Below are 23,707 nucleotides of genomic sequence, written 5' to 3'. Positions count from 1 at the left end.
CTACAGCTTCTCGACCGGCGCGTACCGCAGCAGCAGCCGCTTCGGCTTCTCGTCCCCGAAGTCGATCGTCGCCTGCGCGTCGGCGCCCGCGCCCGTCACCGCCATCACGGTCCCGAGCCCGAACTGGTCGTGCGTCACCCGGTCCCCGACCGCCAGCGAGATCACCGGCTTGTCGGACGTACGCCGCGTGGCGAAGCCCGAAGGGCCGGACCGGGAGCGGGCCGAGAGCGACGAGGACAGGGACGAGGCGATCCCGGACGTCGGTCCGGCGGGCTTGGCCATCGCGCCCGTACGCTTCCACTCCAGGTGCTGTCCCGGGATCTCCTCCAGGAACCGCGACGGCGGGTTGTACGAGGGCTGGCCCCACGCGCTGCGCATCGTCGACCGCGTCAGGTAGAGCCGCTCGCGGGCGCGCGTGATGCCCACGTACGCCAGGCGCCGCTCCTCCTCCAGCTCCTTGGTCTGGCCGAGGGCGCGCATGTGCGGGAAGACGCCGTCCTCCATGCCGGTCAGGAAGACCACCGGGAACTCCAGGCCCTTGGCGGTGTGCAGCGTCATCAGCGTGATGACGCCGGAGCCTTCCTCGTCCTCGTCGGGGATCTGGTCGGAGTCGGCGACGAGGGCCACCTGCTCCAGGAACTCGGCCAGGGTGCCGGGCTCCTCACCGCGCTCCTGCTCGAACTCCAGGGCCACGGCGGCGAGCTCCTGGAGGTTCTCGATGCGGGTCTCGTCCTGCGGGTCGGTGGAGGCCTGGAGCTCGGCGAGGTATCCCGTCCGCTCCAGGACGGCCTCCAGGACCACCGCCGGTCCGGCACCGGACTCCACGACGGTCCGCAGCTCGTCCATCAGCGTGTTGAACCGCTTCACGGCGTTGGCCGAGCGCGCCGCCATGCCGTACGCCTCGTCGACGCGGCGCAGCGCCTGCGGGAAGGTGATCCTCTCGCGCAGCGCCAGCGCGTCGATCATCGCCTCGGCGCGCTCGCCGATGCCGCGCTTGGGGACGTTGAGGATGCGGCGCAGCGGGACGTTGTCCTCGGGGTTGGCCAGCACGCGCAGGTACGCCAGCACGTCCCGGACTTCCTTGCGCTCGTAGAAGCGGACGCCGCCGACGACCTTGTACGGCAGGCCGACGCGGATGAAGATCTCCTCGAACACACGGGACTGGGCGTTCGTCCGGTAGAAGACGGCGACGTCGCCGGCCTTCGCCTCGCCCGCGTCCGTCAGCCGGTCGATCTCGTCGGCGACGAACTGCGCCTCGTCGTGCTCGGTGTCCGCGACGTACCCGATGATGCGGGCGCCCTCGCCGGCGTTGGTCCACAGGTTCTTGGGGCGGCGGCTCTCGTTGCGCTCGATCACCGCGTTGGCGGCGGACAGGATCGTCTGCGTGGAGCGGTAGTTCTGCTCCAGCAGGATGGTGGTCGCGTCCGGGTAGTCCTCCTCGAACTGGAGGATGTTGCGGATGGTCGCGCCACGGAAGGCGTAGATCGACTGGTCGGCGTCACCGACGACGCACAGCTCGGCCGGGTCCAGGTCCTCGTACCCGGTGCCGACCAGCTCGCGGACGAGGGTGTACTGGGCGTGGTTGGTGTCCTGGTACTCGTCGACGAGGACGTGGCGGAAGCGGCGGCGGTAGTGCTCGGCGACGTCCGGGAACGCCTGGAGCAGGTGGACCGTCGTCATGATGATGTCGTCGAAGTCCAGGGCGTTGGCCTCGCGCAGCCGCGCCTGGTACATCCGGTACGCCTCGGCGAGGGTCTTCTCGAATCCGTCGGCGGCCTGGTCGGCGAATGTCTCCTCGTCGATCAGCTCGTTCTTCAGGTTCGAGATCTTGGCGCTGAAGGACTTCGGCGGGAACTTCTTCGGGTCGAGGTCCAGGTCGCGGCAGACCAGCGACATCAGCCGCTTGGAGTCGGCGGCGTCGTAGATCGAGAAGGACGACGTGAAGCCGAGCCTCTTCGACTCGCGGCGCAGGATGCGGACGCACGCGCTGTGGAAGGTCATGACCCACATGGCGTTGGCGCGCGGGCCGACGAGCTGCTCGACGCGCTCCTTCATCTCACCGGCGGCCTTGTTGGTGAAGGTGATCGCCAGTATCTGGCCCGGGTGGACGTGGCGGGTGGCCAGCAGGTGGGCGATGCGGTGGGTCAGCACCCGGGTCTTGCCGGATCCGGCACCGGCGACGATGAGCAGCGGCGAGCCGGTGTGCACGACGGCGGCGCGCTGCTGGTCGTTCAGCCCCTCCAGCAGCGCGGCGGGGTCGACGACGGGGCGCGGGGCGCCGTCGCGGTAGTGCGTGTCCCGCGGCGGGGGCACGTCGAAGCGGTCCCCGAAGAGGTCGTGCGGGACCTCCTCCGCGGCCGGGGCGTCCCCGGGGCCCTCGGAGTCCTCGGGCGGCGGCGGGGGCTCCTCGGAGGTGTGGTTCCGGAGGTCCGCCAGGAAGCTGTCGTCAAAGAGGCTGCTCATCGCCTATCGAGTCTAGGCCGCCCCACTGACAGCCGTGGACGAACCGGCCGACAGCCGTGGACGTACCCGAAACAGGCCCGATTCGTCACCCTCCGTACCGAGTCGGCGACATCACGCCAAGGTCACGAAAACGTATCGGGCATATCGAACATCATCCTTCACAGCACCACCACAGGTTGGCTAGCGTGCTCGCCCAAGCGGTCCGTTCTCTCATCGGCGAACCACGCCAATCGGATCGCCCACGCCGAATTCGTGCTGCTCTCATGGCAGTTCGGAACCGGGGACCCATCACGTACGACCGAGGTGAATCGGCCCGCAGCCCCTCGGGCACGGCCGTAGGGCACCTTCCGTTCCGCCCGAACCTGACAGCTAACCCGGTAGGCGGTCCACGGAAGGAGATGCCGGCCTTGGCGTCGCATCGCAAGCCGCGCGCATCGCGCACCTTGCAGACCCTGCATGCCCACTCCCCCGCCGTCGGCGTCACGACGGCCGCCGCCCTGGCCTCGGTCACGCTCCTGTCGTCACAGAGCGCGACCGCCGCGCCGGCCGCACCGGCCGCGCCCGCGAGCGACCCGGACCGGGGCCCGACGGCCGAGGAGGTCCGGAGAAAGGTCGACGACCTCTACCGCCAGGCGGGCACGGCGACGCAGCAGTACAACAAGGCCAAGGAGGCCACGGACCAGCAGCGGCGCGAGGTCGGCGGGATGCTCGACGAGGCCGCTCGGCGAACGGAAGCGCTGAACGAGTCGCGCCGCACCCTCGGCAGCTACGCGGCCGCCCAGTACCGCTCCGGCGGGCTGGGCCCGACCGCGTCGCTGGTCTTCTCGGACAGCCCGCAGGCGTTCGTGGACCAGGCGCAGCTCATGGACCGGCTCACCGAGCGGCAGCACGAGACACTGACCGATTACCGGACGCAGCAGGCCGAGGCCGCGGAGCAGCGGGCGGAGGCGACGCGGCAACTGGAGTCGCTCAGCGCCTCGCAGGCCTCACTCCGTACCACCAAGCAGACCGTGCAGCGGCAACTGAGCGAGGCGCGGGCGCTGCTGGCGCGGTTGACGGCCGAGGAGCGGGCGCGGCCGGCCGAGCTGGAGCGCGAGCGGGAGGAGGAGGCCCGCCGCCGGGCCGAGGACAAGACGCGGGCCGAGGAGAAGGCGCGGGCGGAGGAGAAGGCGCGGGCGGAGGCGGAAGAGGCCCGGAAACGCCACGAGGAGCGGCAGCAGGAGGACCGGCAGCCGGAGGGGGACGGCGGCTACACCGCGAAGGCCGGCAAGGTCCTCGCCTTCGCGGAGGCACAGATGGGCAAGCCGTACGTGTGGGGGGCGACCGGCCCGAGCTCGTACGACTGCTCCGGGCTCACCCAGGCCGCGTGGCGGGCGGCGGGCGTCGACCTGCCCCGTACGACGTGGGATCAGGTGAAGGCCGGCACGAGGGTCGCCACGGAGGACCTGCGCCCCGGCGACCTGGTGTTCTTCTACGACGACATCAGCCACGTCGGCATCTACAAGGGCGACGGGAAGATGATCCACGCCCCCAGGCCCGGTGCCAACGTCCGCGAGGAGTCCATCTACTACATGCCCATCCACAGCAGCGTGCGCCCGGCCTGACAGGCCGGGCGCTTGCGAGCCGGGTCAGGTCCAGACGGTGGCGATGAAGATGTTCGCCATCGTCAGGCCGCCCACGGCGCCGAAGACCGCCTTGTCGACCCGTTCCTCGTCCCGCTTGACGTAGACCAGGCCGAGGATGACCACCAGGATCGCCAGCTTCACGCCGATCTTGATGTTGTTCACGGTCTGGTCGTCGGCCTGGTTGAGGCCGACCAGGATCACGCCCGTGACGAGCATGGTCAGGGCCCCGTGCAGCATCGCCGGGCCGAAGCGCGCCGTACCCTCGCCCATCGCCTTCATCTGGGTCATGAAGCCGCCCAGGAGGGCGGCGATACCGATGATGTGCAGCGCGACGAAGACATTGATGAGTACGTCCATGGGGCGGAGCCTAGCCGGGGCAATACCACCGGCTGCCGGTCAGGGTTGCCTCATTCGTCGCATCGGTCACGACTGATACGGAATGTGGGATTCCGAGCGAGTGTCTTCTGTCGGATCCGCTCCCTGAACCCTCACCTGCGGCCAACTGCGGTCATGCCACCGCCCGGCCGTGACCCCCAGGTTTAGCGTCCTCCCCCAGGCGCCCCCAGGCTCCACCCGAAGGGAAGTGACCGTACCCGTGGCAGCGCACCGGAAACCCAGGCAGCACCCTCTGAGCGGCCGCACGGCCGTCACCCTCGCGCTCGCCGGGGCGGCCACCGCCACCGCCTTCGAGGGTTCCGGGCACGCCGAGCCCCACCTCACGCCCGCCCAGGTGAAGGCGAGGGTCGACCGGCTGTACCAGGAGGCCGAGGAGGCCGCCGAGAAGTACAACGGCGCCAAGGAGGAGACGGACCGGGCCCGGGCCGCACTGGACGCGCTGCGCGACGAGGCCGCCCGCCGGACCGACCGGCTCAACGCCGCCCGCAACGCGCTCGGCTCCATAGCCACCGCCCAGTACCGCAACAGCGGCCTCGACCCGGCCGCCCAGCTCGCGCTCTCCACCGACCCCGGTACGTACCTGGAGGGCGCCGCCCTCGCGGAACGGGTCGGTGACCGCCAGGCCACGGCGGTCACCGCCGCCCGGAACCAGGTCACCGAGCTGGCCCGGCTGCGCGCCGAGGCCGCCGGACGGCAGCGCGACCTCACGGCCCGCCAGGCCGAACTGGGCCGCCACAAGGCCACCGTGCGGTCCCGGATCGCCGCCGCCGAGAAGCTCCTCGCCCGGCTCACCGCCGCCCAGCGCGCCGCGTACGACGCCCCGTCCCGTACCGCACCGGGCACCGCGCCGCGAGGCCCGGTCCCGGCCCCCAACCCGCGCGCGGCGCAGGCCGTCTCGTACGCGTACGGCGCCTTGGGCAAGCCGTACGTGTGGGGAGCGACCGGCCCGTCGGCCTTCGACTGCTCGGGGCTCACCCAGGCCGCCTGGCGCTCCGCCGGGGTGTCGCTGCCCCGCACCACGTACACCCAGATCGACGCCGGCCGGCGCGTGCCCCGCTCCGCGCTCGCCCCCGGCGACCTCGTGTTCTTCTACTCCGGCGTGAGCCACGTCGGTCTCTACATCGGCGACGGCAAGATGATCCACGCCCCCCGCCCGGGCGCCCCGGTGCGGATCGCGCCGATCGACGAGATGCCGTGGGCGGGCGCCACGCGCGTGGCGTGACGGAAATTCCCACTGAATACCGGGATCAGGCTCCCGTACCGGCACCGGAGGCGGCACCCGTACCCGCACCGCCGCCGGAGGCGGCACCCGTCCCCGTACCCGTGCCGTGGCTCGTGCCCTGTCCGGCACCCGCGCCGGCGGCCTCCGTGCGGAACTGCTGGGTCAGCCACTGGAAGACCGACGGCACCTCGCGCACCCACGTGCTGACGCGGTGACCGCCGTAGACCTGCTGGACGTCCACGCGCGTCGGCGGCTTGGAGGCCTCCCGCAGCGCGACGCCCTGCTGGTAGCCGTCGCCCCCGTCGCCGGTGAGCAGCAGCGTGACGCGGGGCGGGACCGGGGCGGACCTGAGCATGTTGAGCGGGTTGTGCGCGTGCCGCAGCTCGGGGTCCTTGCCGGTGAGCGAGGACGGCTCGGCGGCCGGGTCGTTGTAGCCGGACATGCTGACGCCGAAGCGGTAGCGGTCGGGGTGGGCGATGGTCAGCTTGGTGGCGCAGTGGGCGCCCGACGAGAATCCGGCGACCGCCCAGCCGTCGGCCTTGTCGGAGGCCCGGAAGTTGTCCGTGACCATCTTGCGCACGTCGACGCTGAGCCAGGTGTCGGCGTTGATCTTGCCGGGTACGTTGGCGCAGCCGGTGTCGGTGTGGCCGAGGAGGTGGCTGCGCGGCGCCACGAGGATGAACGGCTCGACGGTGCCGTTGCGCATCAGCGGCTCCACCTGCCTGGTGACGTGCATGCCGACGAACCAGGACTTCGGCGAGCCGGGGAAGCCCGAGAGCAGCTCCACGACGGGGAACTTCTTGTCCTTGTAGGCGGGGTCGTCGTACTGCGGCGGGAGCCACACGTACACCTCGGCCTTCACACCCGATATCTGGCCCTTCAGGACCGTCTTCTGTACGCCGGGGCCCATGGTGGGGTCGTCGACGCGGGTGAAGGTCTGCTTGACCTTCGGCAGGTCGGAGATGCGCTTGCCGCCCAGGCCGTCGGGGCCGAGGTCGATGGCGGAGTCGACGTGGTCGCTGGTGCCCAGCAGGTCGTCCCAACTGTCGTACAGCCCGTTGACGTTGTTCACCGCAACGAAGACCACGACGATCGCCGTGAGCTGGGCGAAGGCCACCATGCCCAGCCGCAGAGCACCCCGGACGACGGCGGGGCCGCGCACACGGCTCCACATCGCCAGGGGCAGCAGGACGGCGATCACGGCCAGCACGACCGCAGTCACGAAGAAGGGAGTACCTGTCAGGCTCATCACGGTGAGTAGGAGGGGACCTGTGCCGTACTGGTTGCCGCTCCTATGTACCGGTTACCTCACAAATCCTCCCGACTGCGCCCGACGGGCCCCAGCCGGGGTCATACCAGGCGGGCGGAGTCAGACCAGGCGGCGGGCCGTCGCCCAGCGGGTGAGCTCGTGGCGGTTGGAGAGCTGGAGCTTGCGCAGCACCGCCGAGACGTGCGACTCCACCGTCTTCACCGAGATGAAGAGCTGCTTGGCGATCTCCTTGTACGCGTATCCGCGCGCGATCAGCCGGAGCACCTCCCGCTCCCGCTGCGTGAGCCGGTCCAGGTCCTCGTCGACCGGCGGGGCGTCCGTCGAGGCGAACGCGTCCAGCACGAAGCCGGCCAGCCGGGGCGAGAACACGGCGTCGCCCTCCTGGACGCGGAAGATCGAGTCGACCAGGTCGGTCCCCGTGATCGTCTTGGTGACGTACCCGCGCGCGCCGCCCCGGATGACACCGATGACGTCCTCGGCGGCGTCCGACACGGACAGGGCCAGGAACCGCACCGGGTTCTCGGGGGCGCTCATCAGGCTCGCGCAGCGGCGCAGCACCTCGACGCCGCCGCCGCCCGGCAGGTGGACGTCGAGGAGCACCACCTCGGGGCGGGTCGCGGTGATCACGGCGACCGCCTGGTCGACGTCGGCGGCCTCGCCGACCACCTCGACGCCCGTCGTCTCGGTCCGGCCGATCTCGGCCTGGACGCCGGTGCGGAACATCCGGTGGTCGTCCACCAGGACGACGCGTACCCGCCGCCCCGGATCCGCCTGTGTGGTCGTGTCCTCGGTCATCCGTCCGCCCTCTCCATCTCCAGCTCCACTTCGGTGCCGTCGCCCGGCACCGACCGCAGCCGCGCGGTGCCGCCGTTGCGCCGCATCCGGCCGATGATCGATTCTCGTACGCCCATCCGGTCGGCGGGTACGGAATCGAGGTCGAAGCCCGGGCCCCGGTCCCGTACGGACACGAAGACCGTCCGGCCCTCCACCTCCGCGTACACCTGCACCGCCCCTCCCTGGCCACCGTACTTGGCGGCGTTGACCATGGCTTCGCGCGCGGCCTGCATCTGGGCGGCCAGTCTCTCGTCGAGCGGGCAGTCGCCGACGACCACGACCTCCAGGGGCACGCCGTGCTTGTCCTCGACCTCGGCGGCGGTCTTCTTGACCGCCTCGGCCAGGGTGTCCGGCTCCTGGTCCTCGTCCTTGCCGGTGCCCTCCGGCCGGTACAGCCAGTTGCGCAGCTCGCGCTCCTGCGCGCGGGCGAGCCGGCGGACCTCGCCTGGGTCGTCGGCGTTGCGCTGTATCAGGGTGAGGGTGTGCAGGACGGAGTCGTGCACATGGGCGGCGACCTCGGCCCGCTCCTGGGCGCGGATGCGCATGGTGCGCTCCTCGGACAGGTCCTGCGACATCCGCACCAGCCAGGGTCCGGCGAGCAGGGCCATCCCGGCGAGGACGGCTATCGCGGCGGTGAGCGCGGTGCCGAGCTGGGCGGCCGAGCCGCGCACCACCATGAAGACGGTCAGGCCCATGCCGACGAGCGCCACCCCGGCCAGGCCCCGTACGAGCTGGAAGAGCCGCTTGCGCCGGCCGGGCTCGGTCCAGCTCGCCCGCCGCGCGTTGTCCACCTGCCGCCACACCAGGACGACGCCGACGCCGACGAGCAGGGTCGGCCACACGTACCGGTTGGCGTTGCCGCCGAGGTCGACGCTGGTGACGAAGCCGACCGCGCCGACGGTGAGTGCGATGAGCGCGACGATCTGGCCCTTGTCGGGCTTGCGGAGCCGGCGCCGCCCGTCGGGCGTGGTCTCGAAGACCGAGCGCGGTTCGGCGGACCTGCCGCCGACGCCCAGGGGGACGACGATCCAGAAGACGGCGTAGACGAGCACGCCGAGGCCGTCGGCCATGAAGAGGGCGAGGAAGACCAGGCGCACCCAGATGACGGGCAGCCCGAGGTGCCCGGCCAGGCCTCGGGCGACGCCGCCGAGCATCCGCCCGTCGGCGCTGCGGTAGAGCTTGCGCACGGGTGGTTCGTCGGTCGTCTCGGGCGGGCGGGCGGCGACTGGCATGACCCGATCGTCACACGCCGGCCGGCGCCGGACATCAGGGCCGCCCCTCATCCGACCCTGAGATGTCCGGCCCGGGAACCGCCCCGGAACCCCGGCGGCCCCTGGGGCCAATATCAGGGACGGGCCAGGGTCGCGGAAGGTGCCGACGGGGCTCACGGGCCGTCACCATGGACGTATGACGCGTACGACCCCCGCTTCCGCCGAGGCCGATGAAGCACCGCCTCACCCGCCGCTGCGGCGCACCCCGCGGCGCAAGGTCGTGGCGGGGGTCTGCGGCGGACTCGGGCGGTACTTCGACCTCGACCCGGTGATATTCCGGGTCGTGACCGGCGTGCTGGCCGTGACCGGGGGCCTCGGCCTGGTCTTCTACGGCTTCGCCTGGCTGCTCATGGCGGCGGACGACGAGGACGAGAACGAGGCGCGGCGGCTGGTGACGGGCCGGGTGGACGGCGCCTCGCTGATCGCCCTGCTGATGGCGCTGGTCGGCTGCGGCCTGTTCCTGTCGATGCTGGGCAGCGGCAGCACGGTCTCCTTCTCACTGCTCCTGATCATCGCGGTCAGCGGCGCGGCCGTCTGGTCGCGGCGGCGCCGGCTGGTCGAGGGCCACGAGGCGGTGGCGGACCCGGCGACGGCGCACACGGTGGCGGAGGCGCCCCCGGAGACGAAGGCGCCGCCACCGCCGGAGTTCCCGTCGTGGTGGCGGGAGCCGATCGTCAAGGACGGTACGTCGGGGCCGGTTCCGCTCGGCTATCTGTGGGGTCCCGAGGACGGCGCGGGGGTGGAGGACGCGATCCTCCGGCGCCCTCCGAAGAACGCCGGGGCCGGGGTGGCGGCCGCCACCCGTGGCCCGCGCTCCATCGGCGGCCCGGTCTTCCTGCTGGCCCTGGTGGCCGGCGGGCTGGGCACGGGACTGTCCTGGGGGTCGCAGCCCCTGGGGGTCTGCCTCCAGATCGGCCTGGTGTGCGCGCTGGTGGTGTTCGCGCTCGGTCTGGTGGCCGGTTCGTTCCTGGGCCGGACGGGCGTCGGCACGGTGTTCATGACGGTGGTCACGGCCGTGCTGCTGGCGGGCGCGTCCCTGATACCCCGGCAGATCGACACGGAGTGGATACGTACGGACTGGAAACCGGCGACGGCGGCGGACCTGCGCCCCCGGTACGAGCTGGGCACCGGCGTCGGCACCCTGGACCTGTCCCGCCTGGCCGTTCCGGCGGAGCGGACGGCGCGCACCGCCGCCGAGGTCGGCGCGGGCCGCCTCCACGTCGTCGTCCCGAGGAACGTGACCGTGAAGGTGCGCGCCCAGGTGGGGCTCGGCGATCTGCGGCTGCCCTCCGAGCCCGCCGACGACGTGGACGTCGCCCCCGACCGCGAGGTCACCCGCACGATCGCCCCGCCCAGGGGCGCGGCCCCGGCAGGCACGCTCGACCTCACCCTGGAGGTCGGGCTCGGACAGGTGGAGGTCTCCCGTGCCGAGTCGTGAGCAGGCCGTACCGGGTGGTGATGAGCAGGTGCCGGGTCGCGAGAAGACCGTGTCCGACGAGCACCGCGAGTGGCGTCATGAGTTCCGCCCGGGCCGGCTGGTCCTGGGCGCCACGGGCCTGGCCATCGCGGCGCTGTACGCGGGCGACCTGGCCGGCTCCTGGGACACGCCCTGGTACGCGGCGCTGCCACTGCTGTGCGCCGGGCTGCTCCTGGCGGGCGTCGCCGGCTGGATCGGCTACCGCGCCCGGCGCCGCCGCGCGGCGAGGGCCGCGTCGACCGAGAGCAGCGGGGCGCCGGCCAGCACCAGCGGCAGCCACGCCATCAGGTAGGCGAGGTCGTTGCCGTAGTAGTACGGGTCGGCCTGCCAGCTCACGGTCAGCCACAGGCTGAGCGAGATGAGCGCCCCGCCCGCCGCGGCGAGCCGCGCCAGCAGGCCGAGGAGCGTGCCGATGCCGACGGCCAGCTCGCCGAAGGCGATGCCGTAGCCGAACCCTTCGGGGTTCTTCAGCGCCAGGTCGACGAGCCACGGGACGGCGGAGGAGTCCCGGACGGACCGCATCATCTCGCCGATCGAGCCGGTCCCGGAGGACGCCATGAACCCCTCGTCGGTGATCTTGTCGAGTCCGGCGTAGATGAAGGTGACGCCGAGGAAGACCCGCAGCGGAAGCAGCGCGTACCGGGAGGCGGTGGCCCTCCAGCCGCGTGGTTCGCCGGCGTTCCCGTAGGTCGCTGTCGTCCGGTAGGTGTGCGTCATCGCCGGCCTGCCTCTCCACACAACGGTCCCCAGAGCCGATTCTCCCCGGCATCCCCGCCCATGGATACGCGGCGGACCGGGCGCCGGTTCAGCGCGGCGGCCCGCCCGTCACGGGGACACACATGGGACACGTCTCATGAGGACACGTCTCATGGGGACACGTCGATGACGACGCGGTTCGTCACCGCGCCGGAGGCGGTGATGACCTGGACGTCCGTCCAGCCGGGTGGCACGTCCGCCGGGACGGGGACGGTGAGGGTGGTGTCCGTGGGATTGGTGAAGCCTCCCGGGGCGGGCACGAGCGGCACGTGGACGTGGACGGGTCCGATGCGCACGACCGTGCGGGTGAGGTGGGCGGGGGTCATGGCCCCCGGCGGTACGAAGCCGGCGCCCCGGATCTCGATGTCGTCGCCCGTACGGATCGGGGCGTCCGGGGCGCCGGCGCCCGGGGCGCGCACCACGGAGAGGATGACCGGGCGGACGCCCTCGGCGCACTTGGCGGCCAGGTAGGTGACGGCGGAGAGGGCGACCAGCGCGACGAGCGCCCACGGCAACTGGGGCAGCTCGCCCGGGCGCCGGACCAGCCGGGCGGCGGCGAACAGCACCGCGAAGGCCGACACCAGGACGTACTGCGCGTCCGCGAGGCCGGCGCGCCCGGCGTCGTCGCACAGCAGGTCGGCGGCGCGCGGCCGCTCGGCGCGCACCTTCTGCACCCGCTGCCCCAGGAGGCGTACGGTCACGATCTTGCGTACGGCGACGACCACGGCGCACACCAGGGCGAGCACCGTCAGCAGCCGGGCAACCCCCGCCAGCCGGACCGTGCCCCCGGCGGCGCCCTGGAGGGCGAGGTGGAGCGCCGCGAACACCGTGAGGAGCACCCACGCGGCGGCCACCGCCCGGGACGTCGACAGCCGGTTGTCCTCGCCGATCAGGGGCGCCAGCAGCCCGCCGTACGCCCGGTGCACGCGTGCCGCACCGGTCAGCAGGGCGCCCATGCATATCGCGGCGACCAGCCCCGCCGTCCGCGCCCCGGTCCAGCCGCCGCCGTCCGGCGCGGTCACCGCGTGCACGGCCGGCAGGACGCCCGCGAGCGCCGCGACGGTGCCCCACACCGCGTACAGCGTGCCGCGCCACACCGCGTGCGGCCACGCCGCGCCGAGTGCCCTGCCGCGCTCGGCGACCGTGCGGGCGTGCTCGGCGAGCTGGTCGGAAACCCACCGCCGCGCCGCGCCGCCGGGGAGGTCCGGGACACCGTCCCCCAGCGCCAGCCGGTCGCGCCGGGCCCGGAACGCGGCCACCGCCCGCCGGTGCTCCTCGCGTGCCTCGTGCGTACAACCACCGCACCGCCCCGCCTCGTGCACCGCCATGGCGGCCCCTTCCGTGTCTTCGTGTCTTCCGTGTCTCAACCGGCGTCTCAACCACCCGACAGGGAAAAGGAATTCTTTCCTATGAAAGTCACGGCCTGCGGCCTGTCCACACCTCCCACCCGGGTGAAAACCGCGCCGCCGAATTGACCGCCTACGACAGGAGTTCGGGCTCGGAGCGACTGATCTGACGCCACAACGGCTGGTAGTTGATCCAGGCCACCAGATCGGTGCCGAGCCGCTCACGCGTCGCGACCGCCTCCCGGTGCCCGATCGGCACCGGCTTCCCGGCCGCCCGCGCGGCGAGCTGCACCCGGCTGCACCGCTCCATGGAGATGAACCACCAGGCCGCCGCGTCGACCGAGTCGCCGACCGTCAGCAGCCCGTGGTTGCGCAGGATCACCGCCTTGCGGCCACCGAGCGCGGCCGCGATCCGCCGCCCCTCGGCGGCGTCCACCGCGACGCCCGTGTACGCGTCGTACAGGCAGTGGTCCTCGTAGAACGCGCACGCCTCCTGCGTGATCGGCTCGACCAGCTCCCCGAGCGCGGCCAGCGCCCGGCCGTACGTGGAGTGGGTGTGCGCCACCGCCACCACGTCCGGCCGCGCCCGGTGCACCTCGGCGTGCACGGTGAACGCCGCCTGATTCACGTGCTCGGTGCCCTCGACGACCTGCCCGTCGCCGTTGACGAGGATCAGGTCCCACGCGGTGAGGCCGGCGAGCGGCTCGCCGAAGGGGTTGACCCAGAAGCAGTCGGGGAATTCGGGGTCCCGCGCGGTGATGTGCCCGGAGACGCCCTCCTCGTACCCGAACCGCGCGAACAGGCGCAGCGCGCCCGCCAGCCGCTGTTTGCGGTACGCCCGCTCGTCGGCGACGGACGCGTGCGTGGGCGGCATCGCGAAGTGCAGCCGCTCGACGGGTATCGGCGCAGGTGCTGACGGCACATGTGCTTCGGCTTCACTCATGGCCGGAAGTTACCGCCGGTCACGACAACTGACCAGAGAGATCGCAGCCACGGGGCGGCTGGAGCAGAATGCACCGCATGACGGACCGTATGACGGACGACGACCGAACCCCGCCCTCGCCCCTGGTCGACCTCCTCGAACTGGAGCCCCACATCGAGGGCGGCTGGTTCCGGGAGACCTGGAAGACGACCGGATCGACCACCCCGCACGGCTACCCCGGCCCCCGCACCTACGCGACCGGCATCTATTTCCTGCTGCACCCCGGCGAGAGGTCCCGCTGGCACCGGGTGCGCTCCGACGAGCTGTGGCTCTGGCACCGCGGCGGCCCGCTGCGCCTGTCCCTGGGCGGCGAGGGCGACGCCCCGTCCGAGCCCTGGGAGCTGGTGCTCGGCCCGTCGGTCGAGACCGGCGAGCAGCCGCAGCTCCTCGTCCCGGCCGGCACCTGGCAGGCCGCCGAACCCGCGGGGGACGAGCCGGTCCTGGTCACCTGTGTCGTCGCGCCCGGCTTCCACTACGAGGACTTCACGCTCGAAGCCGCCGCCCACAGGAAGTAGGCGACGGCTTCGGTCAAGCGGTCAGGCGCGTGGTGGTGTCACTCCCACTCGATGGTGCCCGGCGGCTTCGACGTCACGTCGAGCACGACCCGGTTGACGTCCTTCACCTCGTTGGTGATCCGCGTCGAGATCTTCGCCAGCACGTCGTACGGCATCCGCGTCCAGTCCGCCGTCATCGCGTCCTCGGACGAGACGGGCCGCAGCACGATCGGGTGCCCGTACGTACGGCCGTCGCCCTGCACGCCCACCGACCGGACGTCGGCGAGCAGCACGACCGGGCACTGCCAGATGTCCTTGTCGAGACCGGCGGCCGTCAGCTCCTCGCGGGCGATGGCGTCGGCCTCGCGCAGCAGGTCGAGCCGCTCCTTGGTCACCTCGCCGACGATCCGGATACCGAGGCCCGGACCGGGGAAGGGCTGGCGCTGGACGATCTCCTCCGGCAGGCCCAGCTCCTGGCCGACCATCCGGACCTCGTCCTTGAACAGTTGGCGCAGCGGCTCGATCAGTCGGAACTCGAGGTCCTCGGGGAGCCCGCCCACGTTGTGGTGCGACTTGATGTTGGCCGTGCCCGTACCGCCGCCCGACTCGACGACGTCGGGGTAGAGCGTGCCCTGGACGAGGAACTCGACCGGGTGGTCGTCCGGCGCCTCGGCGACGATCTCGGCCTGAGCCTGCTCGAAGACCCGGATGAACTCGCGGCCGATGATCTTCCGCTTCTCCTCGGGGTCGGAGACCCCGGCGAGCGCCTTCAGGAACCGCTCCTGCGCGTCGACGACCTTGAGCTGGACGCCGGTCGCCGCCACGAAGTCCTTCTCGACCTGCTCGGTCTCGCCCTTGCGCATCAGCCCGTGGTCGACGTACACGCAGGTGAGCTGGGAGCCGATGGCCTTCTGGACGAGCGCGGCCGCCACCGCGGAGTCCACGCCGCCGGACAGACCGCAGATGGCGCGCTTCTCGCCGACCTGGGCGCGGATCGCCTCGATCTGCTCCTCGATGACGTTGCCGGTGGTCCAGTCGGGCTTGAGCCCGGCGCCCCGGTAGAGGAAGTGCTCCAGGATCTGCTGGCCGTGCGTGGAGTGCATCACCTCGGGGTGGTACTGCACGCCGTACAGCTTCTTCTCGTCGTTCTCGAAGGCCGCGACCGGCACGACGTCCGTGGACGCGGTGACGGTGAACCCCTCGGGGGCGGCGGAGCAGGCGTCGCCGTGCGACATCCACACCGGCTGCTCGGCCGGGGTGCCCTCGAACAGCGTGGAGGAGGTCTTGCTGACGTGCAGCGGCGTACGCCCGTACTCGCGCGCGCCGGTGTTGTCGACGGTGCCGCCGAGGGTCGTGGCCATGAGCTGGAAGCCGTAGCACATGCCGAAGACGGGAACGCCGGCCTCGAAGATCTCACGGTCGAGCTGGGGGGCGCCCTCCTCGTACACGGAGGACGGGCCGCCGGAGAGGATGATCGCCTTCGGGTTCTTGGCCAGCATCTCGGCCACCGGCATGGTGGACGGGACGATCTCGCTGTAGACCCGGGCCTCACGGACGCGGCGGGCGATGAGCTGGGCGTACTGCGCGCCGAAGTCGACGACGAGTACGGCGTCGGGCGCGGCAGCGGGATTCGCTGATGACACTACGGCGGCCTTCCGGCGGGAGGAGCGGGGAGGAGTCTGTATGTCGATTCTACCGGCGCGGCGGGGGCGGCCTTTGTCTCACCATCCGAACCCGGGCTCGCCCCGCTCGGCCGATGGTCCATACTGGCTGCATGCGCAAGCTCTCGACCTTCGTCTTTACCTATGGCACCGGGCCCGTCCGGCTGCCATGGTCGTGCTGCTTGAGCCACTGACAAGCGACTTCCCAGGCGCCCCGGGCCGACAAGGTCCGGGGCGCCTGTCGTTTCTCCGGACCTGGTCGCCGGCCCGGGCCCCACCACCAAAGGAGCCCCCGCCATGAAGACCGCCACTGACGCCACCGACCGGACCGGCGCCCGCACCGACGAGGCCGCCGACGTGATCACGGGCGCGCGTGAGCGCATCGACGCGCTCGACGACCGGATCATCGGCCTCATCCAGGAACGGATGGCCGTCTCGGCCGTCATCCAGGAGGCGCGGATCTCGTCCGGCGGCCGGCGCGTGAACCTGGCGCGCGAGATGGAGGTGCTCGCCCACTACAGGGACGCGCTGGGCAAGCCGGGCACCTCGCTGGCCATGACGATGCTGGAGCTGTGCAGGGGACGCATCTGAGTTCGGGCGCGCTCTCACCCGTACGGCGCGTGACCGCACCGCCCCGGGCTTCGTTGGATCGGTTGTCCGTGTCAGCCAGGGGCGGGCCGAAGAAACCACGCGTGGCTCCGCTGGGGCGTGTGGCGTACCTCATGGGGTACGTCGTGGGACCTCGCCCCAGCGCGCGTGACCGGACGGCAGGGGACAGCAGCCCGGTCACCCGAAAAAGGCGGTCGGCTCCGGGGACGCCCGGAGCCGACCGCATCCGGTCCAAACGGTTGCGCCGACCGCGGCCGTCCAGCACGATGCACACGAGTCGGGTCCCCCGCACCACAGCACCGCCAAAGGTCCACACCACCGGTTGCCCAGGACCTGGTCCAGCACCTTGCCAGGACCTCGCCCGGAACCGCCGGACACGACTCATGCCCCACGACCACCGCCACGAGCGGCGCTACCCCCCGGCGCCGCCTGCCTCGGCACCGGCGCTGCCCTGACGCCGGTGCTGACGGCCAAGGGCCCTGCGGAAGCGTTTCCGCGGGGCCCTTGTTGGTGTTGGGCGCCTGTTCCCGGCGTTACGAGGCGTTGGCGCGGCGGCGGGCGACGACGTAGGTCGCGGCGCCCGCGGCGATCAGGGCGGCGGCGCCGGCCGCGACCGGGAGGGCGAGCGAGCCGGTGGCGGCGAGGCCGCCGCCGGTGTGGGTGGTGGGGGTCGAGCCACCGGTGGTGCCGGTGGTACCCGTGGTGGACGTGCCGCCCGTGGTGGTGGAGCCGCCGGTGGTCGTACCGCCCGTGGCCGTGCCGCCGGTGGTGGTGGAACCGCCGCTGGTGGAGCCGCCCGTGCTGGTCGTGCCGGTGTCCTTGGGGTTCAGGACGAGCTGGGCCGTGTTGTTGGCGGCCTTCGGGTCGAACGCGAGCTTCGGGTGGCTCAGGAACGTGTTCCGCACGGTGACCGCGCCCTTGGCGTCCGGGACGGCCCTGTCGATCTTCAGCTCGAAGGGCAGCGCGAAGTCCTCGTCCTCGAAGACCCGGATCGGCGTGTCGCAGAAGTAGCGCGGCGCGCCGAGCGGCTTCTCGCGGTACTCGCCCTTGGCGGTACGCGGCTCACAGCCGGCCGGCTTCTTGGTGACCGTGGCACCGGCCGGGATGGTCACGTCCACGGTGGCGACGGGCTCGCCGGAACGGAGGTGCGCGATCCAGGCGGGGCCGCTGTTGCGGAAGCCGACCCGCGCCTCGACCGTCTCGCCCGCCGCGGCGATGAGCGTGTCGCCGTACGCGGCGAAGTCGGCGGTGTTCTTGGCGCGGAAGTCGAACTCCTGCTGGTTGTCCCGCGGGTCGAGGTCCGCCGCGCGGGGAGCGGTCGGCGCCTTCTTCAGGGTGAGCTCGGGACCGTCGCCCTTGGCGGCCTTGCGGACGCCGCGGCGCTCCTCGACGCGGTGGGTGAAGATCTCGAGGTAGGCGTGGCCGGCGGCCTTCAGCCCGATCGGCTCGGCCAGCGTGTAGGTGGCACCCGCCTCGAACGTGCCCGGGAAGTCGCAGACCACCTTGGTCGAGCCCTTGGTCTCGGTGTAGTCGCAGTTGGCGTACCGCCGCGTGTAGTCGAGCCCGTGCGAGTTCGTCAGCGTGAGGCGTACGCCGTCGGCGTCGGCCGTGCCGGCGTTGGTGAAGGTGAGCGGGGCGTCCTGCACCTCGCCCGGCTTGACCTCGTGCTTCAGGTCCAGGGGGTGCATCACGAGGTCGGGGCCGCCGACGGTCACGTCGGCCGTGTACGAGGTGAAGGTCGCGCCCTCGGCCTTGCCAGTGACCTTGATCTCGCCGGTGGCGCCGAGCGCGCTGCCCTTGGCGGCGGTGATCTTCAGCTCGGCGACGCTGTTGACGCCGGGTGAGATGCCGAAGGGGTCGGTGCAGGTACCGGTCGTGCCGGTGATCGTGCAGTCCGAGCTGCCGGTCTGGCCGAAGCCGACGTCGGCGACGCCCACGACACCGCTCAGGTCGAAGGTGACGGTGTACTCGCCGTCGAAGCCGCCGTTCTCCTGGTCCTCGCTGGGGTTCTCCACCGTGACGTCGATGGTCGCGCTCTGCGGCTCGCCGGTGGCCGGGTAGGGCCGCAGGCCCACTTCGGCGGGGCCGCCGAGGAGGAACACCGGGGTGGCGGCGTCGTCCGCGCCGTCGGCGGAGTACGCGGCCGGGGCGGCGCTCAGCGCGACACCGGCGAGCAGCCCGGCGGCGGCGAGGGAGGAGGAAAGGCGTCTCATCAAGGAACCCCTGTTGCGGCATGCGGTGTGATTGCCTGAACACGGGTTCGACCACGGGGCGGGCCGAATGGTTGCGCGGCCGGGAGATCACGGATTGGGCACGGCGGGCACCAGGAGCACACAAGCGGAATGTGTGATGCAGCCCACATAAGGTTTTCGTCAGTTGGCGTGCAACCATCCCCTGCCGTCACAGGTCATGCATGCGGAAACAACGGCCACGCCCGTGACACCCCACGCCGGGTCGGCCCCCACGACACCGTGCCGCGTCTCGCGGTACGCCTGGACTTCACTGAGGTCTTCATGAAGCTTCGCCGCGCCATGGCGGTCGCCGCCGCGACCGCCGTCATAGCCCCTGCCGCCTTCCTGGCGGCTCCGGCCGCGTACGCGACGGACGGCACCACCAGCACGACCTCCACCTCCGGCGCCACGGGCGAGACGGAGGGCACCACGAACGACGGCGCCACCACGACGGACGACGGCACCAAGACCGAGGACGGCGCCGCGACGACCGAGGACGGTACGAAGACCGAGGACGGGTCGGCGACCGACGACGGTGCCGCCACGACCGAGGACGGCACCAAGACCGAAGACGGTACGAAGACCGAGGACGGGTCGGCGACCGAGGACGGCACCAAGACCGAGGACGACAAGACCACGGGCGGCACCGAGGCCGGCACCGAGGACGGCTCCAAGCCGGGCACCGAGACCGGCAAGGACGAGGAAGAGCCGGCCGAAGAGGACGAGGACGAGATCGTCGACGAGGAGATCTGCAAGGAGGCCGCCGTCGACGTCAAGCTCTCCGGCCTTCCGGGCCAGATCGTCGCCGGCAGCGGCTGGAAGAACTTCCAGGTCAACGTCAAGAACAACAGCAAGGAAGACATCGGCGAAGTCTTCCTCGCCACCTGGGCCTCGTACGAGAACGACATGGAGGGCGACACCGACCGCCTGGTCGAGAAGTACGCCAAGGTCCAGTACAAGGCGCCCAACGGCCAGTGGAGCGACAGCGGCAACCTGTCCGGCCAGAACATCGGCTTCTTCTTCGACGTCGTCAACCTGAAGAAGAACGAGAACCGCGCCCTCCAGATGCGCATCTCGATCGACAAGGCCGCCCCCGCCGGCACCGCCGTCGCGTTCGCCGTCACGGGCTACGACAAGGACGACGCGTGCTACGAGGACTACGACGCGTACGAGTTCCAGGTCCTGGCCGCCGGCAGCAACGGTGGTGACGGTGGCGAGGCCAAGCCGTCCGACAAGAAGCCTGCCGACGTGAAGCCGCAGGGCGGCTCGACCCCGATCAAGGTCGAGGGTGAGCTGGCCGAGACCGGTTCCAACTCGATGCTGCCGACCATCGGTATCGCCGGTGGTATCGCCATCGTCGCCGGTGCCGGTGTCGTCTTCGCGCTGAAGCGCCGTAGCAACGGTGCCACCGCGTAACACGCGCACCACATAGCAACACCGCATAGCGACACCGCATAGCAAGAGAGGCGCTGCACTCGGAGGGGGGTGCAGCGCCTCTCTCATCTCTTCAGGCGGGCCTCAAGGCTTGGGCGGGACCGCCGGGATGCCGAGGAACGGGAGCTTCAGGGCGCCGAAGGCGTTCGCCGGGACCGTGGGGGACTTGGGGGCGATCGGGGCGAGGCGTTCGTACGCCGTGCCCTGTCGCGGGCGCGGGTCGTCCTCGCCCTTGTTGGGCCAGAAGGACATGGCGCGTTCCGCCTGGGCGGTGATGGTGAGGGAGGGGTTCACGCCGAGGTTGGCGGAGACAGCCGCGCCGTCGACGACCGAGATGCCCGGGTGGCCGTAGAGGCGGTGGTACGGGTCGATGACGCCGTCCTCGGCCGTGGCGCCGATCACGCAGCCGCCCAGGAAGTGGGCGGTGAGCGGGGTACCCATCAGTTCGCCGACGTTGGAGCCGGCGAAGCCGTTGATCTCCTCCGCGAGCAGGCTCGCCGCGCGGGTGCCCTCGGCGATCTGCTTGGGGTTGGGGGAACCGTGGCCCTGGCGCGCGGTGAGGAGGCCCTTTCCGAGGCCGTCGCGCTTGCGGTAGGTGGTGAGGGAGTTGTCCAGGGACTGCATGACGAGTCCGATGATGGTCCGCTCCGACCACCGGCGGTTGGACAGCGCGCGCAGCGCCAGCCACGGGTGGCGGGCCACGTTGCCGAGCCAGGCCCTGATTCGGCGCTCCGAGTACGGGACCTGGAGGATGGACAGGGACCCCATGGCGTTGGAGCCCTTGCCGTAGCGGACCGGTTCGATGTGGGTGTCGGCGTCCGGGTGGATGGACGACGTGATGGCGACGCCCTGGGTGAAGTCCGCGCGCTTGTGACCGTGCCGCTTGCGGTAGCGGCGGTCGGTGGTCTGGGAGCCGACGAGGGCCTCGGAGTTGGTACGGGTCAGCTCGCCGAGGCGGGCGGAGATGCGGGGCAGTTGCCCCTCGTCCCTCATCCGGTGCAGCAGCGTCTGGGTTCCGTACGTGCCGGCCGCGACGACGACGTACCGGCAGCGGAGTGTCTTCGGGGCGGCCTTGCGGCGGCGGTGCGTGGGGACGGTCGAGACGACGTAGCCGTCGCCGGACGCGGCCTCGGTGATGGCGGTGACCGTGGTCATGGGGTGGATGACGGCGCCGGCCTTCTCGGCGAGGTGGAGGTAGTTCTCGGTGAGGGTGTTCTTCGCGCCGTGCCGGCAGCCGGTCATGCACTCGCCGCATTCGGTGCAGGCGCGGCGGGAAGGGCCCGCGCCGCCGAAGTACGGGTCGTCGGCCTTCTGGCCGGGCTTGGCCTTGGCCGTACCGTCGGCGTCCTTGCCGTCGCCGAAGAAGACCCCGACGGGCGCGAGGTGGAAGGTGTCGCCGACGCCCATCGCCTGGGCGGTCGCCTTGAGGTGGACGTCGGAGGGGGTCATGGTGGGGTTGAGCCGTACGCCCAGCATCCGCTTGGCCTGGTCGTAGTACGGGGCCAGCTCCGCCTGCCAGTCGGTGATGGACGCCCACTGCTTGTCCCGGAAGAACGGCTCGGGCGGTACGTAGAGGGTGTTGGCGTAGTTGAGGGAGCCGCCGCCCACCCCGGCGCCCGCCAGGACCATGACGTTGCCGAGCAGGTGGATGCGCTGGATGCCGAAGAGGCCGAGGGCCGGGGCCCAGAGGTAGTTCTTCACGTCCCAGGAGTTCTTGGGCAGCGTGTCCGGCGTGAAGCGGCGGCCCGCCTCCAGGACACCGACCCGGTAGCCCTTCTCCGTCAGGCGGAGGGCCGAGACCGAGCCGCCGAAGCCGGAGCCGACGACGATGACGTCGTAGTCGTACGCGTCGTCGGTGCCTTCCTGATTCTGGGCAGGGGGGACCTGGGGCATGGGCTCTCCTCGTACCGAAAGGGCTGAAGGGTGCAGGGGTCTAGCGGAAGCGGAACGCCTTCATCAGGCGCAGGCTTCGGCTCATGAACGCCGCGTACTGCTCGTCGTCCATGCCGAAGGCGGGCGCGAGCGGGATCAGCCGCTGCTGCGCCACGGTCTGGGCCTCGGTGTACTTGAGGATGCCCTCCGAGCCGTGCCGGCGGCCGAGGCCCGAGTCCTTCATGCCGCCCATCGGCGACTGGACGCTGCCGTACGCCGGTGCGTAGCCCTCGTTGATGTTGACCGTGCCGGTGCGGAGCTTCGCGGCGACGGCGTGGCCGCGGCGGCCGTCCTTGGTCCAGACGGACGCGTTCAGGCCGTACGCGGTGGCGTTGGCGCGCTCGACGACCTCGTCCTCGTCGGTGAAGCGGTAGACGGAGACGACGGGGCCGAAGGTCTCCTCGGTGCACACCGCCATCGGCTCCTGGACGTCCTCCAGGATGGTCGGCTCGTAGAAGAGCGGGCCGATGTCGGGGCGGGCGACGCCGCCCGCGACGACCTTGGCGCCCTTGGCGACGGCCTCCTCGACGTGCCGGGTGACCGTTTCGAGCTGCCGCTCGCCGACCAGGGAGCCCATGTCGGCGCCGTACGCGAGGGAGCTGCCGAGGCGCATGGCCTTGGTGCGGGCGGCGAAGCGCTCGACGAACTCGTCGGCGACCGACTCGTGGACGTACAGCCGCTCGATGGAGATGCAGAGCTGGCCGGCCGAGGAGAAGCAGGCGCGCACGGCACCGGCGGCGGCCTTCTCGACGTCCGCGTCGTGCAGGACCAGCATGGCGTTCTTGCCGCCGAGTTCGAGGGAGACGCCGACGAGGCGGGCGGCCGCGCCCTGGGCGACCTCGCGGCCGGTGCGGGTGGAGCCGGTGAAGGAGACGTAGTCGGCGTGCTTGACGACCTCGGGGCCGACGACCGGGCCGTCACCGAGGACGACCTGGAAGACCTCCGCGGGCAGCCCGGCCTCGATGAGGAGGTCGCGGGCCCACAGGGCGGTGAGCGCGGTCTCGGTGTCGGGCTTCATGACGACCGCGTTGCCGGCGACGAACGCGGGCAGCGCGTCGCCGACGGAGAGTTCGAGCGGGTAGTTCCAGGGGGCTATCTGCCCGACGACGCCACGCGGCTGGCGCAGTTCGGTGACCTTGGTGAGGGTCGGTACGACGCCCGTGTGGCGCTTCGGCTTGAGGTACGCGGCCGCGCGGCGGCCGTAGTGGCGGGCGGCGACGGCGACGGCCTGGACCTCTTCGTGGGCGTGCAGCCGGGCCTTGCCCGTTTCGAGCTGGATGAGGTCGAGGACCTCGGCCTGCCGTTCCAGCACCAGGTCGTGGAAGCGGAGGAGGACGGCGGCACGCGCGCGTACCGGCGTCGCGGCCCACACGGGCTGTGCGGCGCGGGCGCTGGCGAACGCCTCGGCGACGTCCTCGGGGGTCGACTCGGGCAGCTCGGCCAGCCGCTCCCCGGTGAACGGGGTGTGGTTGGCGGTCCGGCCGGAGCCGACGACGCCACGGGTGAGCTGGGCGACCACTTCGGGTGTGACCACGTCGGCGGCGGTGCGGGCGCCGGCCGGGGCAGGGGCTACCGGGTTCGTGCCGAGAGGCGTGGCGGGGGGCTGCGGAGCCGTCGTCTCCGGCGTTCCCGGCGTCCCCGTCGTGTCCGTGGTGTCCGTCATGGGGGCGAGGGTATTCCGGAAGACGCCCGTGCGGTACCCGC

At 71.7% G+C, this 23,707-nt stretch carries 19 protein-coding genes and 1 riboswitch; of the genes, 7 read left to right on the top strand and 12 right to left on the bottom strand.

Annotated elements, in window-relative coordinates:
• A complete protein-coding gene (gene pcrA, locus AB0J57_RS24980; RefSeq protein WP_366130501.1) occupies positions 1-2,463 on the bottom strand; it encodes a DNA helicase PcrA in 2,463 nt (820 codons plus the stop codon).
• A 232-nt stretch (positions 2,464-2,695) separates the two neighbouring features.
• A riboswitch (cyclic di-AMP (ydaO/yuaA leader) is annotated at positions 2,696-2,863 on the top strand.
• Between pcrA and AB0J57_RS24975 the strand changes: the two genes are divergently transcribed.
• Complete coding sequence (locus AB0J57_RS24975) at positions 2,862-4,067, top strand: C40 family peptidase (RefSeq protein ID WP_366130500.1); 1,206 nt, start codon at positions 2,862-2,864, stop codon at positions 4,065-4,067. (Overlaps the previous riboswitch by 2 nt.)
• A gap of 24 nt (positions 4,068-4,091) precedes the next feature.
• Here the strand turns inward: AB0J57_RS24975 and AB0J57_RS24970 are convergent, their stop codons facing one another.
• Positions 4,092-4,445, bottom strand: a complete 354-nt coding sequence (locus tag AB0J57_RS24970) for a hypothetical protein (protein WP_366130499.1) — start codon at positions 4,443-4,445, stop codon at positions 4,092-4,094.
• A gap of 238 nt (positions 4,446-4,683) precedes the next feature.
• Here AB0J57_RS24970 and AB0J57_RS24965 point away from each other — a divergent pair, with 238 nt between their 5' ends.
• Positions 4,684-5,706 carry an NlpC/P60 family protein gene (locus AB0J57_RS24965; protein ID WP_366130498.1) on the top strand — a complete coding sequence of 341 codons (1,023 nt, stop codon included), beginning with the start codon at positions 4,684-4,686 and terminating at the stop codon, positions 5,704-5,706.
• A 25-nt stretch (positions 5,707-5,731) separates the two neighbouring features.
• Here AB0J57_RS24965 and AB0J57_RS24960 read toward each other — a convergent pair whose 3' ends face one another.
• From AB0J57_RS24960 to AB0J57_RS24950, 3 genes are all read right to left on the bottom strand, one after another.
• Positions 5,732-6,955, bottom strand: a complete 1,224-nt coding sequence (locus AB0J57_RS24960; RefSeq protein WP_366130497.1) for an alpha/beta hydrolase-fold protein — start codon at positions 6,953-6,955, stop codon at positions 5,732-5,734.
• A 120-nt stretch (positions 6,956-7,075) separates the two neighbouring features.
• Complete coding sequence (locus AB0J57_RS24955; protein ID WP_366130496.1) at positions 7,076-7,771, bottom strand: response regulator transcription factor; 696 nt, start codon at positions 7,769-7,771, stop codon at positions 7,076-7,078.
• On the bottom strand, positions 7,768-9,042 hold the full coding sequence (locus tag AB0J57_RS24950) for a PspC domain-containing protein (protein WP_366130495.1): 1,275 nt from the start codon (positions 9,040-9,042) through the stop codon (positions 7,768-7,770). Before AB0J57_RS24950 ends, AB0J57_RS24955 begins: the two co-directional genes overlap by 4 nt.
• Before the next feature lie 175 nt (positions 9,043-9,217).
• On the opposite strand from AB0J57_RS24950, the gene AB0J57_RS24945 reads away from it, so the two are divergent.
• Positions 9,218-10,519, top strand: a complete 1,302-nt coding sequence (locus AB0J57_RS24945; protein WP_366130494.1) for a PspC domain-containing protein — start codon at positions 9,218-9,220, stop codon at positions 10,517-10,519.
• Positions 10,506-10,850, top strand: a complete 345-nt coding sequence (locus AB0J57_RS24940; protein WP_366130493.1) for a hypothetical protein — start codon at positions 10,506-10,508, stop codon at positions 10,848-10,850. Before AB0J57_RS24945 ends, AB0J57_RS24940 begins: the two co-directional genes overlap by 14 nt.
• On the opposite strand, the gene AB0J57_RS24935 is transcribed toward AB0J57_RS24940, so the two are convergent.
• The 3 genes from AB0J57_RS24935 to AB0J57_RS24925 form a co-directional block, all read right to left on the bottom strand.
• Positions 10,757-11,275, bottom strand: coding sequence for a DoxX family membrane protein (locus tag AB0J57_RS24935; protein ID WP_366130492.1), 519 nt, complete (start codon positions 11,273-11,275; stop codon positions 10,757-10,759). The two genes, AB0J57_RS24940 and AB0J57_RS24935, sit on opposite strands and share 94 nt — an antisense overlap.
• 149 nt (positions 11,276-11,424) lie before the next feature.
• Positions 11,425-12,642 (bottom strand): hypothetical protein, encoded by a 1,218-nt coding sequence (locus AB0J57_RS24930; RefSeq protein ID WP_366130491.1) that lies wholly within the window; start codon positions 12,640-12,642, stop codon positions 11,425-11,427.
• Positions 12,643-12,793: 151 nt separating this feature from the next.
• Positions 12,794-13,603 carry a class II aldolase/adducin family protein gene (locus tag AB0J57_RS24925; RefSeq protein ID WP_366130490.1) on the bottom strand — a complete coding sequence of 270 codons (810 nt, stop codon included), beginning with the start codon at positions 13,601-13,603 and terminating at the stop codon, positions 12,794-12,796.
• 77 nt (positions 13,604-13,680) lie between these two features.
• On the opposite strand from AB0J57_RS24925, the gene AB0J57_RS24920 reads away from it, so the two are divergent.
• Complete coding sequence (locus AB0J57_RS24920) at positions 13,681-14,157, top strand: cupin domain-containing protein (protein WP_366130489.1); 477 nt, start codon at positions 13,681-13,683, stop codon at positions 14,155-14,157.
• A 38-nt stretch (positions 14,158-14,195) separates the two neighbouring features.
• On the opposite strand, the gene guaA is transcribed toward AB0J57_RS24920, so the two are convergent.
• The gene (gene guaA / locus AB0J57_RS24915; protein WP_366130488.1) at positions 14,196-15,779 is read right to left on the bottom strand and encodes a glutamine-hydrolyzing GMP synthase; all 1,584 of its coding nucleotides are present in this window, start codon (positions 15,777-15,779) and stop codon (positions 14,196-14,198) included.
• Positions 15,780-16,094: 315 nt separating this feature from the next.
• On the opposite strand from guaA, the gene AB0J57_RS24910 reads away from it, so the two are divergent.
• Positions 16,095-16,388: a chorismate mutase gene (locus tag AB0J57_RS24910; RefSeq protein ID WP_366130487.1), complete on the top strand. Its 294-nt coding sequence runs from the start codon at positions 16,095-16,097 to the stop codon at positions 16,386-16,388.
• 551 nt (positions 16,389-16,939) lie between these two features.
• On the opposite strand, the gene AB0J57_RS24905 is transcribed toward AB0J57_RS24910, so the two are convergent.
• Positions 16,940-18,619 (bottom strand): peptidase, encoded by a 1,680-nt coding sequence (locus tag AB0J57_RS24905; RefSeq protein WP_366130486.1) that lies wholly within the window; start codon positions 18,617-18,619, stop codon positions 16,940-16,942.
• Positions 18,620-18,919: 300 nt separating this feature from the next.
• On the opposite strand from AB0J57_RS24905, the gene AB0J57_RS24900 reads away from it, so the two are divergent.
• A complete protein-coding gene (locus AB0J57_RS24900) occupies positions 18,920-20,053 on the top strand; it encodes an LPXTG cell wall anchor domain-containing protein (RefSeq protein ID WP_366130485.1) in 1,134 nt (377 codons plus the stop codon).
• Between the two features lie 102 nt (positions 20,054-20,155).
• On the opposite strand, the gene AB0J57_RS24895 is transcribed toward AB0J57_RS24900, so the two are convergent.
• Both AB0J57_RS24895 and AB0J57_RS24890 read right to left on the bottom strand, forming a co-directional pair.
• Positions 20,156-21,964, bottom strand: a complete 1,809-nt coding sequence (locus AB0J57_RS24895; RefSeq protein WP_366130484.1) for a GMC family oxidoreductase — start codon at positions 21,962-21,964, stop codon at positions 20,156-20,158.
• A 40-nt stretch (positions 21,965-22,004) separates the two neighbouring features.
• Complete coding sequence (locus AB0J57_RS24890; RefSeq protein WP_366130483.1) at positions 22,005-23,666, bottom strand: succinic semialdehyde dehydrogenase; 1,662 nt, start codon at positions 23,664-23,666, stop codon at positions 22,005-22,007.
• Between the last annotated feature and the right edge of the window lie 41 nt (positions 23,667-23,707).

The organism is Streptomyces sp. NPDC049837 (assembly GCF_040674455.1).
Classification (GTDB): Bacteria; Actinomycetota; Actinomycetes; order Streptomycetales; family Streptomycetaceae; genus Streptomyces.
The sequence above is the reverse complement of the archived record's forward strand: the minus strand, read 5'-3'. Positions and strand labels throughout refer to the sequence as shown.